The sequence below is a fragment of the Paenarthrobacter nitroguajacolicus genome (assembly GCF_051027655.1).
In the GTDB taxonomy this organism is placed as follows: domain Bacteria; phylum Actinomycetota; class Actinomycetes; order Actinomycetales; family Micrococcaceae; genus Arthrobacter; species Arthrobacter nitroguajacolicus.
This window is the reverse complement of sequence record NZ_CP073234.1, coordinates 2,868,689-2,884,935: the sequence shown is the minus strand read 5'-3', so window position 1 is coordinate 2,884,935 and position 16,247 is coordinate 2,868,689. Positions and strand designations below refer to the sequence as shown.

12 protein-coding genes and 2 tRNA genes are annotated in these 16,247 nt (G+C 61.9%); 9 read left to right on the top strand and 5 right to left on the bottom strand.

The window, feature by feature from the left end:
- Positions 1-9: 9 nt before the first annotated feature.
- Positions 10-483, bottom strand: coding sequence for a thioredoxin-dependent thiol peroxidase (gene bcp / locus KCX59_RS13690; protein ID WP_218648973.1), 474 nt, complete (start codon positions 481-483; stop codon positions 10-12).
- A gap of 84 nt (positions 484-567) precedes the next feature.
- On the opposite strand from bcp, the gene KCX59_RS13685 reads away from it, so the two are divergent.
- Positions 568-1,029, top strand: a complete 462-nt coding sequence (locus tag KCX59_RS13685) for a MarR family winged helix-turn-helix transcriptional regulator (RefSeq protein ID WP_091468228.1) — start codon at positions 568-570, stop codon at positions 1,027-1,029.
- Positions 1,030-1,132: 103 nt separating this feature from the next.
- Here KCX59_RS13685 and KCX59_RS13680 read toward each other — a convergent pair.
- The 4 genes from KCX59_RS13680 to KCX59_RS13665 form a co-directional block, all read right to left on the bottom strand.
- Positions 1,133-1,208, bottom strand: a tRNA-Lys gene (locus KCX59_RS13680).
- A gap of 193 nt (positions 1,209-1,401) precedes the next feature.
- Positions 1,402-1,477 (bottom strand) — tRNA-Lys (locus KCX59_RS13675).
- A 117-nt stretch (positions 1,478-1,594) separates the two neighbouring features.
- Positions 1,595-2,758, bottom strand: a complete 1,164-nt coding sequence (locus KCX59_RS13670) for a PQQ-dependent sugar dehydrogenase (RefSeq protein ID WP_179017212.1) — start codon at positions 2,756-2,758, stop codon at positions 1,595-1,597.
- Between the two features lie 55 nt (positions 2,759-2,813).
- Entirely contained in the window at positions 2,814-3,800 is a 987-nt protein-coding gene (locus KCX59_RS13665; RefSeq protein WP_256871380.1) for a sunset domain-containing protein, read from the bottom strand.
- Between the two features lie 179 nt (positions 3,801-3,979).
- On the opposite strand from KCX59_RS13665, the gene KCX59_RS13660 reads away from it, so the two are divergent.
- The 8 genes from KCX59_RS13660 to KCX59_RS13625 all read left to right on the top strand — a co-directional run bounded on the left by KCX59_RS13660 (position 3,980) and on the right by KCX59_RS13625 (position 16,228).
- Entirely contained in the window at positions 3,980-4,912 is a 933-nt protein-coding gene (locus KCX59_RS13660) for a LysR family transcriptional regulator (RefSeq protein ID WP_179017213.1), read from the top strand.
- A 131-nt stretch (positions 4,913-5,043) separates the two neighbouring features.
- The gene (gene ilvD, locus KCX59_RS13655; RefSeq protein WP_179017214.1) at positions 5,044-6,765 is read left to right on the top strand and encodes a dihydroxy-acid dehydratase; all 1,722 of its coding nucleotides are present in this window, start codon (positions 5,044-5,046) and stop codon (positions 6,763-6,765) included.
- 294 nt (positions 6,766-7,059) lie between these two features.
- Positions 7,060-8,964 (top strand): acetolactate synthase large subunit, encoded by a 1,905-nt coding sequence (locus tag KCX59_RS13650; protein ID WP_017199595.1) that lies wholly within the window; start codon positions 7,060-7,062, stop codon positions 8,962-8,964.
- Between the two features lie 2 nt (positions 8,965-8,966).
- Positions 8,967-9,479, top strand: coding sequence for an acetolactate synthase small subunit (gene ilvN, locus KCX59_RS13645; RefSeq protein ID WP_011775174.1), 513 nt, complete (start codon positions 8,967-8,969; stop codon positions 9,477-9,479).
- A gap of 65 nt (positions 9,480-9,544) precedes the next feature.
- Positions 9,545-10,570, top strand: a complete 1,026-nt coding sequence (gene ilvC / locus KCX59_RS13640) for a ketol-acid reductoisomerase (RefSeq protein WP_141285198.1) — start codon at positions 9,545-9,547, stop codon at positions 10,568-10,570.
- 290 nt (positions 10,571-10,860) lie between these two features.
- Positions 10,861-12,456 (top strand): phosphoglycerate dehydrogenase, encoded by a 1,596-nt coding sequence (gene serA, locus KCX59_RS13635; protein WP_091468213.1) that lies wholly within the window; start codon positions 10,861-10,863, stop codon positions 12,454-12,456.
- A gap of 209 nt (positions 12,457-12,665) precedes the next feature.
- Positions 12,666-15,476 (top strand): FtsX-like permease family protein, encoded by a 2,811-nt coding sequence (locus KCX59_RS13630; RefSeq protein WP_179017215.1) that lies wholly within the window; start codon positions 12,666-12,668, stop codon positions 15,474-15,476.
- Positions 15,473-16,228, top strand: a complete 756-nt coding sequence (locus KCX59_RS13625; protein WP_017199599.1) for an ABC transporter ATP-binding protein — start codon at positions 15,473-15,475, stop codon at positions 16,226-16,228. The genes KCX59_RS13630 and KCX59_RS13625 overlap by 4 nt, the downstream gene beginning before the upstream one ends.
- The last annotated feature ends 19 nt before the right edge of the window (positions 16,229-16,247 follow it).

Here is a 16,247-nt window from a genome sequence, read left to right as displayed (position 1 = left end):
GTGTACCCGCTACTTGTCCAGCTTGAGATCCCGCCGGAGCTTGGCCACGTGCCCCGTAGCGCGTACGTTGTATTGCGCCAGGGAGAGCTTTCCATCGGGATCGACCACAAAGGTGGATCGGATCAGCCCCATATAGCTGCGGCCGTAGTTCTTCTTCTCGCCCCAGGCCCCATACGCTTCGGCAACGGAGTGGTCCTCGTCCGAGAGGAGGCGGAAGGTCAGTTGTTCTTCCTCACTGAACCTGGCAAGCGCCTTGACGGGGTCGGGGGAGACTCCCACCACTTCGTACCCTGCAGCCTGCAGTGACCCGAGCGTGTCGCGGAAATCGCAGGCTTCCTTGGTGCATCCGGGAGTGGAAGCGGCCGGGTAGAAATAGAGGATGGTTTTCCGTCCCCGGAGGTCCCCCAAGCTCATGCTTTTGCCGGTTTCGTCCTGAAGTGTGAAGTCCGGGGCGATGTCTCCCGGGATAAGTCGTTCAGCCAAAATGTGCTCCTTGCCAGTGATCGCGATTTCCCAGTTTAGTAGGAGAAGCCGCGTCCTCACCGCTTCCGCGCATATACTGTCGGCATGCCAGATATGGAGAGATGGCCCACCACCCGATTGCTTTCGACAGCTGCACGCCTGGTGGAAATCTCGTGGAACGAAAAATTGAAGTCCATCGGCCTGACCCACGCCGGTGTCATTGCCATGCAGGTATTGGCTGCCAAGGGTGCCATTACGCAGGCGGCTTTGGCCGAAGTTGCGCGGGTCAAGGCCCAAACAATGGGGACCACCCTGGCGAGGCTTGAGCTGCACGGGCATGTCACCCGGCAACGCAGTGATTCCGACCGCAGAAGTCACGTGGTGACCCTTACCGACGCTGGTATTGCAGCGCTTGCAGAAGCAGTAAAGCTTGAGCAGGATGTCTTGTCGCCCGTCGCCGTGGACACCGCCCGCCTCCGCGAGGAACTTCGGATCGTTGTCAGGGGCCTTGCCGGGCTGCCGGCGCCGGAATCGCACCAGGTTGACACCGACCTGCCTCAAGTCTGACCGAAGGCTGTGGCCGGGGTTTAAGTTGCGAAGCCCCGGCATGGAAACAGATGGAATACAGAAAGGCTCCGGATCGTATCTACGATCCGGAGCCTTTCCTCTGTGGTGCACCCCCCGGGACTCGAACCCGGAACCCATTGATTAAGAGTCAATTGCTCTGCCAGTTGAGCTAGAGGTGCAGCTATTGTTTCGGCTTATCCGGGAAATTCACATTCCCCGTTGACCTCCGCAACGACAAATAACTCTACACCACGATTTGACTGCTGGAGACCAAAAGGCGCAATGCGTGATGAACGCCATTTGATTGACCCGAAAAGAGTATTGAACAACAAAAAAGGCCTTGGAGTGGGATTCACTCCAAGGCCTTTTGCTTGGTGCACCCCCCGGGACTCGAACCCGGAACCCATTGATTAAGAGTCAATTGCTCTGCCAGTTGAGCTAGAGGTGCAGCTGTTGATTCTGATCAAACCCGGAAGCTTTTCTTTCCCCGGCGATCTCCGCAACGACATGTAACTCTACACGACTTCCGCCCAAGAGGGAAATCGGCACCTCGTCGCCTGCGGTGTCACGGCCCAACCCTCAGAATCACCGCGAAATCAGGGTTTCTGTTGTTGCTGATAACCCAGAGGGTGCCGTCTGGAGCTCGGGCTACGTCCCTGAGCCGCCCGTATTGTCCTGTGAAATAGGCCACAGGAGTGCCCGCGTTCTCACCCTCAAGGGGAACCGCCCACAGTCTTTGACCACGAAGCGCACCGGTGTAGGCAATGCCATCCACGATTTCGAGTCCGCTCGGTGAGGCGTCCGACGTTGAGGGCCAGACGACCTTCGCATCGATCAGCCCGCTTCTGCCCGGTGCGCCGGTCACGGTAGGCCAACCGTAGTTGCCGCCCGGGGTGATCAGGTTCAGTTCGTCATCCACGTCCGGCCCGAATTCGCTGGCCCAGAGGCGTCCGTCACTGTCCCACGCCAGGCCCTGCACGTTACGGTGCCCATAGCTGTAGACAGCGTTATCGCCGAAGGGATTACCCGGCGCCGGGCGTCCTTCCGTAGTAAGCCTAAGGATTTTGCCTCCCAGGGCGTTTGTATCCTGGGGTTGCTCCCGGCGCTGGGAATCGCCGGTTCCCACGTACAGGAACCCATCCGGGCCAAAACGGATTCGACCACCGTTATGGGTTGAGGCCTTGGACATCCCGGAGAAGATCACTTCAGCCTCGCCCAAGGCCAATTGACCACCAGAGTCCTCAGTCAACTTCATCCGCGCAATCCGGTTGTCGCTCGGCGAAGTGAAGTATGCGTACAGCCACCGGTCCGTTGCGAAGTCAGGTGAGAGGGCCAGTCCGAGCAATCCGCCTTCTCCGCCGGGGTCGACGCCGGACACCTCGCCTATGGTGGTGGCCTCGCCGTTTCGGATGCTCTTGACCTGTGCGGAGTCGCGCTCGGAGACCACAGCTGTGCCGTTTGGCAGGAAGACGACCGACCATGGCAGTTGCAGTCCGACGTCGAGCTTTTGAGCGACTTCCGGGATCCGTGGCGACGCGGGCGTCGTTTGGCTGCTTCCGGGGGCGGATGTCCCTGAATCGGTTGTCCCCTCCTGGGTCGCCGACGCGTTGGGTGTTGCCGCGGTGCCCGGCGACGACGGACTGCCCGTGCATCCCGTTAGCGACAAGAGCAGGACAAGCGCAGAGGCGCGCATGAGGCGATCACGCCGTTCCGGAGAGCGCCTGCCCATGTTCCTGCCTGCCTGTATGTCTGGCCGCGCGCGTTCTTCCCAGCGCGTGTTCTTCTCAGTGCCTGCTGCGGCGGGGTGGGCGGAATCCGGCAGCCTCTGCGTGCGCGGAAGACTCAAACCACACATCGGCAGCAGCGTCGTCGTACCCTGCCGTGTCCTCGTCGTGGTAGGTCATGGCCGAGGCGTCGGCCTTGACTGGATACGCATCCCCTGGGGCGCTGGATGATCCGGTGCCGTAGGGATGCTCGACGGCCAGGTGACCAGAGGCCGCCGAATCTTCGGCCGCTGCGGACTCTGCTCCCGGCAGGGTGGGTGAGTGGGCATCGGTGTACTCGTGATGATGGACAGGGGTGCCGCTCTCGTCTGTCCAGGAAGACTCCCACTCAGCCTTATCTGCTGCCTCCTTGGAGGCGGCAGCGGAAGCACCTGTGCCCCAGTCGTCCACGTCACCGGCGTCCATTTCACCGGCGTCTGCGGCGTGGACCTTCGCGTCCGTGTCCACCACGGGTTCGGCCACCACTGGTTCGTCAATCACGGGTTCGGCCACCGCGGGGGGTGCGATGACTGGTTCGGCCACGGTCAATCCGGGTGTGGTGGCCGGCTGAGCGTCGGAGGCTACAACAGGTGGTGAGTCGTCGACGGCGGTGCGGGGCTCGGCTTGCATGTCATGGGTGACAGGGGAGGCGCCGTGGATTTCTTCGGAAGGTCCGGGTTCGGCAACGTCCGGTTCGGCAATGTCGGGTTCGGCAACCCTTGGCTCGTCGACAGTCGGGCCGCTGCCTTCGGCGGCGGTCTTGCCCAGGTTGGTTACCCCGGCCATGCCGGCCACACCTGCTGCCGTTGCACCAGGGTCAGGCATGGAAGCTGTGTTACTGGGCTCCATCGCTGCCGGGGCCGTGGTGCTGGTTGTCCCGGAAAGGCGATCATCGGCGGGAGCTTGGCTTGGGGTGGTATCGACGTTTCCTGCCTTGTTGCGGTTCATTAGCCACCAAACAATTGCGACGACCAAAACAATGACAATGACCCAAATTAACCAGTCCATGGTGGAAGCCCTTCTGCTCACTGGGGTGAAGCTCGTGGTAATGCCGACGTTACGTGCCTGCTTATGGGCTGTCCAGCGTTTGACCTGCCGGTTTGTCCGAAATGTCAGTTGCCTTACTAATTGCAGGCCGGGATAATTCGCGGGCAGGCAATTCTCCGGGCGTCGCCTAGTCTGGCTCCATGGACTTCAAAAGGCTGCAGATTCTGCGCGAATTGGCGGACCGGCAAAGTGTTGGCGCTACCGCCGAGGCCATGAATGTCACAGCCTCGGCGGTATCACAGCAGCTGAAAACGCTACAGGCCGAGATCGGTGTTGTCCTTGTGGAGAAAGTGGGCCGGGGCGTTCAGTTGACCGAAGCAGGGCTGGCCATGGCGGCAGCAGCAGCGGATATAGCCACAGCCATGGCCCGGGCGGAGTCCACCATTGACACCTACCGGAACGGTTGGCAAACACGTGTTTCTGCTGCTTTCTTTCCCAGCGCTGCGGAAATGCTCCTCCCAGGTGTCCTGCACCGGGTCTCCTCCGTGGATGGTCTGACTTTCGATGCACATTTCGAGGATCCGGGAACCGCCCATTTCGCTCCCTTGGTGGCGGACTACGACATCGTGCTGGCGCACAGCGTGGACGGGCCGGAAGTTTTCGCCCGGCGGGGCCTGACCGTGGTGCCGCTCCTGGAGGAAGCCCTGGACGTCGCCATGCCGGCCGGTCATCCCTTGGCCGCAAAAGTCCGGCTCAGCCCCCAGGACGTTGTTGATTACCCGTGGATCGGGGTCCCGGAGGGCTTCCCGTTCGACACGGTGCTTCGCCAGATCGAACTCCATGCAGGCAGGCAGGCCCTGAGGGGTCAGCGATATCCGGATTTGAGGGTGCTTGAGGCTCTGGTGGGCGCGGGCCATGGCATCTGCCTTCTGCCTCGATACACTGCCCGGGCAAGTGCGCGGCGGGGACTCGTTCTTCGGCCCCTTACAGGGGTCAAAGCAAGCAGAAGCATCGTGGCTTTGTCGCGGCAGGAAGTTGCCGCTCGGGCCACCATTGCAAGTGTCCTGGATATGCTCAAAAGCGAAGCTGAATCCATTGCCAAGGAACTCAAGGAGACACGCCCCAACGGTTGAGGCGCAGGTCATTCGAGGCACGGACCTTCGTTTGGGGCAGGGTGGCCGCAAAATCGCAACATTCGGCAGTTTGGGCTTAACCCGGCGTGCATCAACGTTCGCAGCCGCCCGGTACACATAGACTTTGGACCATGAGTGACACCACCCGAATTGCGACAGACAACACGCCGGACATCAAACCCCGCAGCCGGGTGGTGACCGACGGCATTCACGCGGCGCCTGCCCGTGGCATGTTCCGTGCGGTGGGCATGGGAGACGACGACTTCGCCAAACCCCAAATTGGTGTTGCCAGTTCGTGGAACGAAATTACCCCCTGCAACCTTTCCCTTAACCGCCTTGCGCAGGGCGCCAAAGAAGGCGTCCATGCGGGCGGTGGCTTCCCGATGCAGTTCGGCACCATCTCCGTCTCGGACGGTATTTCCATGGGCCACGAGGGAATGCACTTCTCGTTGGTTTCCCGTGAGGTCATCGCCGACTCCGTGGAAACAGTGATGCAGGCTGAGCGCATAGATGGCTCTGTGCTGCTGGCCGGCTGTGACAAGTCCCTTCCCGGGATGCTCATGGCGGCTGCCCGCCTGGACCTCGCATCGGTGTTCCTTTACGCAGGTTCCATCATGCCGGGCTGGGTCAAGCTGGAAGACGGCTCGGAGAAGGAAGTCACCCTCATCGACGCCTTCGAGGCCGTGGGCGCCTGTGCCGCCGGCAAAATGAGCATGGAAGACCTCACCCGCATCGAAAAAGCCATCTGTCCCGGCGAAGGCGCTTGTGGCGGCATGTACACGGCCAACACCATGGCTTGCATCGGCGAGGCCTTGGGTATGTCCCTGCCGGGTTCGGCCGCTCCGCCGTCGGCTGACCGCCGTCGTGATGATTTCGCCCGCAAGTCCGGCGAAGCGGTGGTGAACCTGTTGCGCCTGGGCATCACGGCCCGCGACATCATGACCAAAAAGGCCTTCGAGAACGCCATTGCCGTCACCATGGCATTCGGCGGCTCCACCAACGCCGTGCTCCACCTGCTCGCGATCGCCCGCGAAGCCGAAGTCGAGCTGACGTTGGACGACTTCAACCGCATCGGCGACAAAATTCCCCACCTGGGGGACCTCAAGCCTTTCGGCCGCTACGTTATGACCGACGTGGACAAAATTGGTGGCGTGCCGGTCATCATGAAGGCACTGCTCGACGCCGGATTGCTGCATGGTGACTGCCTCACCGTTACTGGCAAGACGCTTGCCGAAAACCTCGCCTCGATCAATCCGCCGGACCTTGACGGCAAGATCCTCCGTGCCTTGGACAACCCCATCCACAAGACCGGTGGCATCACCATCCTGCACGGGTCCATGGCTCCGGAAGGTGCCGTAGTGAAGAGTGCAGGCTTCGATGCTGACGTCTTCGAAGGAACTGCGCGTGTCTTCGAGCGCGAACAGGGCGCCCTCAGCGCGTTGGACAATGGCGAAATCAACAAGGGTGACGTCGTGGTCATCCGCTATGAAGGCCCCAAGGGCGGCCCCGGCATGCGCGAGATGTTGGCCATTACCGGAGCCATCAAGGGTGCAGGGCTTGGCAAGGATGTCCTGCTGCTGACCGATGGCCGCTTCTCCGGAGGCACCACGGGCCTGTGCATCGGCCACGTTGCGCCGGAAGCCGTCGACGGCGGCCCCATCGCCTTCGTGAAGGACGGCGACCGCATCCGTGTGGACATCGCTGCCCGCTCCTTCGACCTCTTGGTCGACGAAGCCGAGCTCGAGGCCCGCAAGGAGGGCTGGGAGCCACTGCCAGCCAAGTTCACCAAGGGCGTGCTTGCCAAGTACGCCAAGCTTGTCCACAGTGCCTCCACGGGAGCGTACTGCGGGTAGTTCCTGCTTCGGACTCCGGCTGCCACGCGGCGGCCGGAGTCCGGCAGGCGGACATTGCTGTCCAAATAGTGAGATACGATAGTGCCCGATTGACACGTATCTCACTTTGAGGGAACACTGAACGCATGATCACATTCGTTACCGTCGGCATCGTCGTCCTTACCAAGCGCGTGGCTTAGCCCGACTGGTAACGAACCGTCACGCGCAAACCCCTCGAAGAGCCGGAAGGCTGAGGGGTTTTTTTATTCCCCGAAGCAAGACCCACCTATTGAAGATCCACTAAGGAAGAGTCCGATGAGCAAAGGATCGCCGATCAGCCCCTCGCTGATGGCTGCAAAGTCCGCTGGAGCCCACAAAGCTCCGGAAAAGGTCGACCGTACGGCTGAGGCCGTCGTCGTCGACGCTGCTGCACCTCTCTCTCCTGTACTTGGGCCGAACACCGTTGTACCCCCAACGGTGATGTCCGGCTCGCAAGCAATTGTCCGTTCGCTCGAAGAACTCGGCGTGGACGATATTTTCGGTTTGCCCGGTGGCGCGATCCTGCCCACCTACGACCCCTTGATGGCCTCCAGCATGAATCACATCCTGGTCCGTCACGAACAGGGAGCCGGCCACGCCGCGCAAGGCTACGCCATGGTTACCGGACGGGTTGGCGTTTGCATCGCCACCTCGGGACCCGGTGCCACCAACCTCGTTACCGCCATCATGGACGCCCACATGGATTCCGTGCCCATGGTGGCCATCACCGGCCAGGTTTCCAGCGGTGTCATCGGCACCGATGCCTTCCAGGAAGCGGACATCGTGGGTATCACGATGCCCATTACCAAGCATTCGTTCCTGGTGACTGACCCCAATGACATCCCGCATGTCATGGCTGAGGCTTTCCACCTCGCGTCTACCGGCCGTCCCGGCCCCGTCCTGGTGGATATCGCCAAAGACGCCCAGGTTGGCCAGATGACCTTCTCCTGGCCGCCGAAGGTTGATTTGCCGGGCTATCGCCCCGTAGTGCGCGGCCACAACAAGCAGGTCCGCGAAGCTGCCAAGTTGATCGCTGCCGCCAGCAAGCCGGTCCTCTACGTGGGCGGCGGTGTGGTCAAGGGCCATGCGTCCGCAGAGCTCATGGAGCTCGCGCTGGCTACCGGCGCTCCCGTGGTCACCACCCTGATGGCGCGCGGTGCATTCCCTGATTCGCATCCGCAGCACGTTGGCATGCCGGGCATGCATGGCTCTGTCTCCGCCGTGACTGCGCTTCAGCAGGCTGACCTCCTGATCACCCTCGGTGCCAGGTTTGATGACCGCGTCACCGGCGTGCTGAAGACCTTTGCCCCGTTTGCCAAGGTCATCCACGCTGACATCGACCCCGCGGAAATCTCCAAGAACCGCACGGCCGATGTCCCGATCGTTGGCTCGGTCAAGGAAATCATTCCGGAACTCACCGAGGCCGTGAAAACGCAGTTCGAACTGAGCGGGACCCCGGACCTGGACTCGTGGTGGGCCTTCCTGGGCAACCTTCGCGACACGTACCCGCTGGGATGGACCGAGCCCGAGGACGGGCTCACCGCCCCGCAGCGCGTGATCAAGCGGATCGGCGAGCTCACGGGTCCCGAAGGCATCTACGTTGCCGGCGTTGGCCAGCACCAGATGTGGGCCGCCCAGTTCATCAAGTACGAACGGCCACATGCCTGGCTGAACTCAGGCGGTGCAGGAACCATGGGATACTCGGTTCCGGCGGCCATGGGCGCCAAGGTCGGTGAACCGGACCGCGTGGTCTGGGCCATCGACGGTGACGGCTGCTTCCAAATGACCAATCAGGAGCTGGCCACCTGTGCCATCAACAACATCCCGATCAAGGTCGCCATCATCAACAACTCCTCGCTGGGCATGGTCCGCCAATGGCAGACGCTGTTCTACGAGGGCCGCTACTCGAACACGGATCTGAATACAGGCCACGACACCATCCGGATTCCGGACTTCGTGAAACTGGCCGATGCCTACGGTTGTGCTGCACTGCGTTGTGAGCGCGACGAAGACATCGATGCCACCATCCAGAAGGCACTCGAAATCAATGACCGTCCCGTGGTCATCGACTTTGTCGTCAGCCCCAACTCGATGGTGTGGCCGATGGTGCCTTCGGGCGTCAGCAACGACCAGATCCAGGTTGCCCGCAACATGACCCCGGAATGGGAAGAGGAGGACTAGGCATGAGCCGCCACACACTGTCTGTTCTGGTAGAAGACAAGCCCGGCGTGCTGACCCGCGTGGCCAGCCTCTTCGCCCGGCGCGCTTTCAACATCAATTCCCTGGCTGTGGGACCCACCGAGGTTCCTGGCATGTCCCGCATGACGGTTGTCGTCGACGCCGACGGCGACCTCATCGAGCAGGTCACCAAGCAGCTCAACAAGTTGGTCAACGTCATCAAGATTGTTGAGCTGACTTCCGAATCTTCCGTACAACGTGACCACATCCTGGTCAAAGTACGTGCGGATGCCGCGACACGTCTGCAGGTTACCCAGGCTGCAGACCTGTTCCGTGCCGCTGTCGTCGACGTGTCCACAGACTCGTTGGTGATTGAGGCAACCGGTACCCCCGAGAAGCTCGCCGCGCTGCTTTCAGTGCTCGAGCCGTTCGGCATCCGTGAAATCGTGCAGTCCGGCACCTTGGCCGTTGGACGGGGATCCCGCTCCATGAGTGACAGGGCGCTCCGCTCCGCGTGAGCGTTGCGTCCAGTACCGCAGCACCACTATCAATATCGAAAAACCACTCAAGAGGAGTTACGCAAGTGACTGAAATGTTCTACGACGACGACGCAGACCTGTCGATCATCCAGGGCCGCAAGGTAGCCATCGTTGGCTATGGCTCCCAGGGCCACGCCCACGCACTGAACCTGCGCGATTCCGGCGTCGAGGTTGTTATCGCGCTGAAGGACGGCTCCAAGTCGGCCGCCAAGGCAGAGGACGCAGGCTTCACTGTCAAGAACGTTGCGGATGCCGCCGAATGGGCAGACGTCATCATGATCCTGGCACCGGACCAGCACCAGCGCTCCATCTACAACGACTCCATCAAGGACAAGCTGACCGAGGGCAAGGCACTCGCCTTCGCTCACGGCTTCAACATCCGCTTCGGCTACATCGAAGCTCCGGCAGGCGTCGACGTCATCCTGATCGCCCCGAAGGCTCCGGGCCACACTGTGCGCCGCGAATTCGAAGCCGGCCGCGGTATCCCGGACATCATCGCTGTTGAGCAGGACGCATCCGGTTCCGCATGGGACCTGGCGAAGTCTTACGCCAAGGCAATCGGCGGAACCCGCGCCGGCGTCATCAAGACCACCTTCACCGAAGAGACCGAGACCGACCTCTTCGGCGAGCAGTCCGTTCTTTGCGGCGGCGTTTCCCAGCTCGTCCAGTACGGCTTCGAAACCCTGACCGAAGCCGGTTACCAGCCGCAGATCGCCTACTTCGAGGTTCTCCACGAGCTCAAGCTCATCGTTGACCTCATGTGGGAAGGCGGCATTGCCAAGCAGCGCTGGAGCGTTTCCGACACCGCAGAGTACGGCGACTACGTCTCCGGCCCGCGCGTCATCACCCCCGAGGTGAAGGAAAACATGAAGGCTGTCCTCGCCGACATCCAGAGCGGTGCTTTCGCCAAGCGCTTCATCGACGACCAGGACAACGGTGGCACCGAGTTCAAGGAACTGCGTGCCAAGGCAGAGCAGCACCCGATCGAAGAGGTCGGCCGCGAACTGCGCTCCCTGTTCTCCTGGCAGCAGCAGGACGCTGACTACGTTGAAGGTTCCGCAGCCCGCTGATCCTTCGGTGCTGGCCTAACGGCCGGCGCACTACGACGCCCGTCCGGAGAACATAGCCGGGCGGGCGTCGTCGTTTCTCCATCGACACCAGTTTCTCCAGTGAATTGCCCAGCCTCATGGGCTGTGAACTTCTTCACAACAACTACCGGCCCGGCCGTAACATCCCTCCCCGGCACCGGAAACCCTGCCCGGATTCGATATTCTGGGCTGGTCCCGGCGCCGTGCCCCGGGCCACGCATCCGCTCCTTGTCCAGTTCTGTCCAAAGTTGTCCAAAGTAAGGTGCCACCCCGTGTCAGTCAGCAAACCCGTCGTCCTCCTCGCCGAGGAACTTTCGCCCGCCACAGTCGAGGCATTGGGCCCGGACTTTGAAATCCGACAGACCGACGGCGCCGACCGTTCCCAGCTGCTGTCCGCCATTGCCGACGTCGACGCCATCCTGGTCCGTTCGGCCACCCAAGTGGATGCCGAAGCCATCGCTGCGGCCAAGAACCTTAAGGTCATCGCCCGCGCCGGCGTGGGGCTGGACAACGTGGATATCAAGTCCGCAACGCAAGCAGGCGTCATGGTGGTCAACGCACCCACGTCCAACATCGTTTCTGCCGCAGAGCTCACCGTGGGCCACATCCTGAGCCTCGCCCGCCACATTCCGCAGGCCAGCTCTGCGCTGAAGAACGGCGAGTGGAAGCGCTCAAAGTACACCGGCATTGAACTCTTCGAGAAGAAGATCGGCATCATCGGCCTTGGCCGTATCGGCGCACTGGTAGCAGCACGCCTGCAGGGATTCGAAACCGAAATCCTCGCCTATGACCCCTACATCACGGCTGCACGCGCGGCCCAGTTGGGCGTCAAACTTGTAACTTTGGATGAACTGTTGGAAAACGCCGACTTCATCACCATCCACATGCCCAAGACGCCGGAGACGGTAGGCATGCTGGGCGCCGACGCCTTCCGCAAGATGAAGGAAACGGCGTACGTCATCAACGTGGCACGTGGTGGCCTGGTGGACGAAGAAGCCCTCTACACGGCTTTGAAGGAAGGCCAGATCGCGGGCGCCGGCGTGGACGTCTTCGTCAAGGAACCCAGCACCGACCTTCCGTTCTTCGAGCTCGACAACGTCGTTGTCACCCCGCACCTTGGAGCGTCCACGGATGAGGCCCAGGAGAAGGCCGGCGTGTCAGTGGCCAAGTCGGTTCGCCTTGCCCTTGCAGGCGAACTGGTTCCCGATGCCGTGAACGTCGCCGGAGGCGTCATCGCTCCCGATGTTCGCCCGGGTATCCCGCTGATCGAAAAGCTGGGCCGGATCTTCACGGCGCTTACCCACGCGTCCCTCACCCAGATCGACGTTGAGGTGGCCGGCGAAATTGCCGCGCTGGACGTCAAGGTACTCGAACTGGCTGCACTGAAGGGCGTCTTCGCTGATGTGGTCACGGAGCAGGTCTCCTACGTGAATGCTCCGGTAATCGCAGAACAGCGTGGCATCAACACCCGGCTGATCACCACCCCCGACGCCGAGGACTACCGCAATGTCCTGACCATCCGTGGTGCCCTCAGCGATGGTTCGCAGATCTCTGTTGCCGGTACCCTCACGGGTCCCAAGCAGGTGGAGAAGCTCGTAGGCGTCAACGGATACGACGTCGAAATTCCCATCAGCGAGCACCTGGTTGTTGTGGCCTACGCCGACCGTCCGGGCGTGATTGGCACCATCGGACACATTTTGGGCATGAACAACATCAACATCGGCGGGATGCAGGTTGCGCGCCAGACCGAAGGCGGCCAGGTTCTTGCGCTCCTGACCATCGACAGCTCGGTTCCGCAGCAGGTGCTGGAAGCCATCAAGGCCGGTATCGGCGCAGAGATGGTTCGCGAAGTGGACCTGGAGGACTAGCGCTGATCTCCATCAGCTAGGTTCGCGTGCCGGCGACACACCATGGCACGCAGGAGTGGCCGGTCTGCTTACAATGGCTGGGTCCGGGATTCGGACCCGGCAGCAGGCCGGCCACAACTTTTTGCACATACAGCCCGGTCTTCCTCTGTGTCTTTTGAGGAATCACGGTGCGTGTGTGCGCGCCCGCAATCAAGGTCTCAGGGAGCCCAATGAACGCCGTCCAAAGGTTCATCAGAAGCCGTGTGCTGCTGCTGACCGCGGCCATTTTGATCGTCGCCATGTGCTTGTCCGTCCTCGTCCAGAGCCAGTCGCAGGCGGCTCTGAACAGGACAGTGGACGAGAACTCGCGGGGACTCTACGACATCCTGGTCCAGGCAAAGCCTGACCAATCACAAGATGGCGACGGCGGTGCATTGATTCAGCCGGAAATCGCCAACGGCCAAGGCGGCATCAGCTTTGAGCAGTTGGAGAAGATCCGGACCATGGGCCAAACGGCCGTGGCCGCACCCATCAGCCTGGTCTCGCGTGTATCGCAGAACCTTGAAGCTCCGCGGCTCAACGCCATGGACTACCTGGGCTATAACGCGGGCCTTGCCGGCGCAGTGACGGCGGGGGATCCATCCGCCATGGATTCGGGCAAGTGGCCTGCAGCGGAATCAGTACTGCCTGATTCCCCCAAGAAGTACCGCCTGACCGCCTCGGCCACGAGCTCGGACGGAGCCAACCAGAAAACCCTTTTCAAAACCAGCGCTGAGGGCACCTTGGGCAAGGGCCGCCTGATCCAGGAACAGACGGCGGGCGGCACCAACGTCCGGATCGCCGGTCCTGAGGGCGAGACGGGCGTCAAGTTCCCCGCCCCGGCCTTGGGCTCGGAACACAATCTTTTTAATCTCTCCGTGGCGCTTCCCCTGGCGCCTGAGGTGACAGAGTCCGTCGTCGCCGTCGACCCTGCCGCTGAGCGGGCGCTGCTGGGCTCAGCAGGAGATTTCCTGGCACCCCTGGAAAAGGCACCTCCGGCGGATGCCCGTGACGCGGGCGCTATCGGACGCCACTTCGAGAGCCTTTTCACCACCGGCCTCAGCATGGACCAGTTGGAAGAAGGTCCCGATTTCCTGGGCGTCAAGCTCAAGCACTGGGCGCCGCTGATGACGCAGTACCAACAGGCCAAGCGCGACGGCCTGCTGACTGCGGACTCCCAAGCCATTCCGCTGATTGTCCGTTCAGGCACATCCCTCGACCTGCAGTACTCGGTGAAGATCGAGGAACTTGACGCCAGCGGCAAGGTAGTCAATGAGGTGGGCACCGTAACGCGTTCACTGGACAAGGACTACCTTCCGTTCGTGTCCAAGTCCCCGTTCGCCCTCGAGTGGCCTGGATCAACCGATCACAGCAAATTGCTGGGCAGCACGGCCTCCTTCAGCCAGGGTTTGTACAATCCCGCCACGTGGAGCACGGCATTTGCCGCAGCGCCCCAGTACAAGGACGGCGACGAAGCTTCCAACGGCGCTTCGGATAAGAGCGCCACACCGGGGGACTGGGTTACGGTGAACCGTCTGCCGGAGAAGTCGTCCTTCGGTGCGCCCGTGGACCAGACGCAGCGTAAGCCGGTGGAGGAGCGCTCATACCGGGAAGACCTGGAAACAGGCAAGAAGCCGGCAACGCCGCTGCCCATGGTGTACGGCACCTTCGACCCTGCCGCGGTGAAGTCAGCTGCCGGGGACGTCAACAAGCTGCCCTTGGGCGGCTACGACCCCACGCCGATGACTCTCACCAAGGACGCTGAAGGCAAAGAGGTTGAGGGCACGGAGCTGAAGCCATCGCTGAGTGCTACGGGCTTGGTCAGCCAGTCCGCCGGTGCCATCACCGATTACTACGGTCTGGCAGCCGCCCGTGGTTACGACACCAATGCGGACGTCATTGACGCTATCCGTGTCAAGGCGTCGGCAACCGGAAACTGGAAGACGGCACAGCCCGAGGTTGAGAAGCTGGCCACCCAGATCCGTGAGCTCGGCCTTGAGGCTACGGTCGTGGCGGGTTCCGCCCGTGAAGATGCCAATATCTTCGTCCCCGGTTACAGCAAGGACGACGCCGGCAAGGAATCACCCCTGGGCACTGTCCAGCAGTCGTGGGTGCGCCAGGACGCAGCCGATGCCGTCTCAGGTTCCCTCACTGGAACCAACATCACCCTGCTGTTCCTGACGCTGCTTGGTGCAACGCTCCTGACGGGCGCTTCCACAGTCAGCTACATCCGACAACGCCGAAGCGAAGCCGGCATCCTCCGCGCCATGGGTTGGACCCAGAAACGGATCCGCTCCTGGGTCCTGGAGGAATTCGCTGTGGGAGCTGCCGCACTCGCGGCGGCGGGACTCGTCCTCAGCTTGCTGAGCTGGAACGTTGCCACCGTGATCGTCTCAGTCACGATGCTGGTCATTTACAGCGCTGCTGCATTGCTCGCCGCCCAGCAGTTGCGCCACCGCGTGGTGATTGATCAGGAACCGCAGCACGATGAACGCCTGGTGACTGTTGACTCGCCCCTGACGTTCGCCAACAGGCAGCTCACCACGAACCGCTTCAACTCGATCTCCCTGGCCGTGGCAGTGGGTGTGTTCGGTGCAGCCGTGGGTGCCCTGATCGCACTCCTGATCGACATTCCCCGAGCAGCCGGCGCAAGCGCTTTGAGTGGTCTGGCCGCTGCCAGCATCACCTTGCCGAGCATCATCCTCGCTGTGTTCGGTGTGGTTGTTGGCCTTCTCCTGACCTTGGTCACCGGCCGCTTCGAGCTCCACGCCAAACGGGAGTACCTCGGTACTTTGCGTGCCATGGGCTGGAACCCGGACATGCTTGGCCAGGTCCGCTTCTTCGAAAACGCACTTGTGGGCACCGTGGCACTTCCCTTGGGTGTCCTTGGTGCCCTGGGGCTGGGATTGCTCCTGGCTCCCTACGCGGCTCTTTGGGCCGGTTTGGCCGGTCTGCTGGCCGTAATTTGCTGGATTCCGATTGCAACGAAAGTAGTCAAATGACTGACAACCTCAACCCCGAGCTGAAGGCCACCCCGGAATCCGCGGACGAGTCGCTGCAGACCCGTGCCAACACCATCGTGAGGGCCACGGACCACGCAACTCCCTTGGAACTGAGCCGGGTCACCATTCATTACGGTGGCGACAAGGGCGGTGCCGAGGAAGTGGACGTCGTGGACGACTTCAACCTCACCCTTCACGCTGGTGAGATGCACTGCATCGCCGGACGAAGCGGTTCCGGTAAGACCAGCATCCTGACGGTGAGCGCGGGACTTACGCTCCCGACGTCGGGCAAGGTCTTGTGGGAAGGCCAGCCGTTGGACACCATGGGCGACGACGAGATCGCGGACCGCCGACGGGCCCTGATTGGTTACGTGGACCAGGGCGGCGCCTTGATCGACGGTATGAGTGCCCTTGAGAACGTCCTGCTTCCCGCAGTACCCGACGGCGAAGTTGAACAGCGCACCGAAATGGCCAAGGACCTCCTGGACCTGGTGGGGCTCGGACGCCGCATGCGTCACCGTCCCGCCCAGCTCTCCGGCGGTGAACGCCAGCGAGTCGCCATTGCCCGTGCCCTGATCCTGGGAACCCGCGTACTGGTGGTGGACGAGCCTACCGCCAGCCTTGACCGTGCAGCCGCCAACCGCATCATCGGCATTCTCAAGGACACCACCAGCGATGGCATTGCCGTCCTGGTTGCTTCCCATGACCATGAACTGGTCCGGCTCAGCGATACGCTGACCGAACTTAACTAAGCTATTTCATCCCAAAAAA

Excerpts from the sequence above, each read along its gene's own strand:
- KCX59_RS13685 (WP_091468228.1), top strand. The coding sequence starts at position 568 with ATGCCAGATATGGAGAGATGGCCCACCACCCGATTGCTTTCGACAGCT.
- KCX59_RS13670 (WP_179017212.1), bottom strand. The coding sequence starts at position 2,758 with ATGGGCAGGCGCTCTCCGGAACGGCGTGATCGCCTCATGCGCGCCTCT.
- KCX59_RS13665 (WP_256871380.1), bottom strand. The coding sequence starts at position 3,800 with ATGGACTGGTTAATTTGGGTCATTGTCATTGTTTTGGTCGTCGCAATT.
- KCX59_RS13660 (WP_179017213.1), top strand. The coding sequence starts at position 3,980 with ATGGACTTCAAAAGGCTGCAGATTCTGCGCGAATTGGCGGACCGGCAA.
- ilvD (WP_179017214.1), top strand. The coding sequence starts at position 5,044 with ATGAGTGACACCACCCGAATTGCGACAGACAACACGCCGGACATCAAA.
- KCX59_RS13650 (WP_017199595.1), top strand. The coding sequence starts at position 7,060 with ATGAGCAAAGGATCGCCGATCAGCCCCTCGCTGATGGCTGCAAAGTCC.
- ilvN (WP_011775174.1), top strand. The coding sequence starts at position 8,967 with ATGAGCCGCCACACACTGTCTGTTCTGGTAGAAGACAAGCCCGGCGTG.
- KCX59_RS13630 (WP_179017215.1), top strand. The coding sequence starts at position 12,666 with ATGAACGCCGTCCAAAGGTTCATCAGAAGCCGTGTGCTGCTGCTGACC.
- KCX59_RS13625 (WP_017199599.1), top strand. The coding sequence starts at position 15,473 with ATGACTGACAACCTCAACCCCGAGCTGAAGGCCACCCCGGAATCCGCG.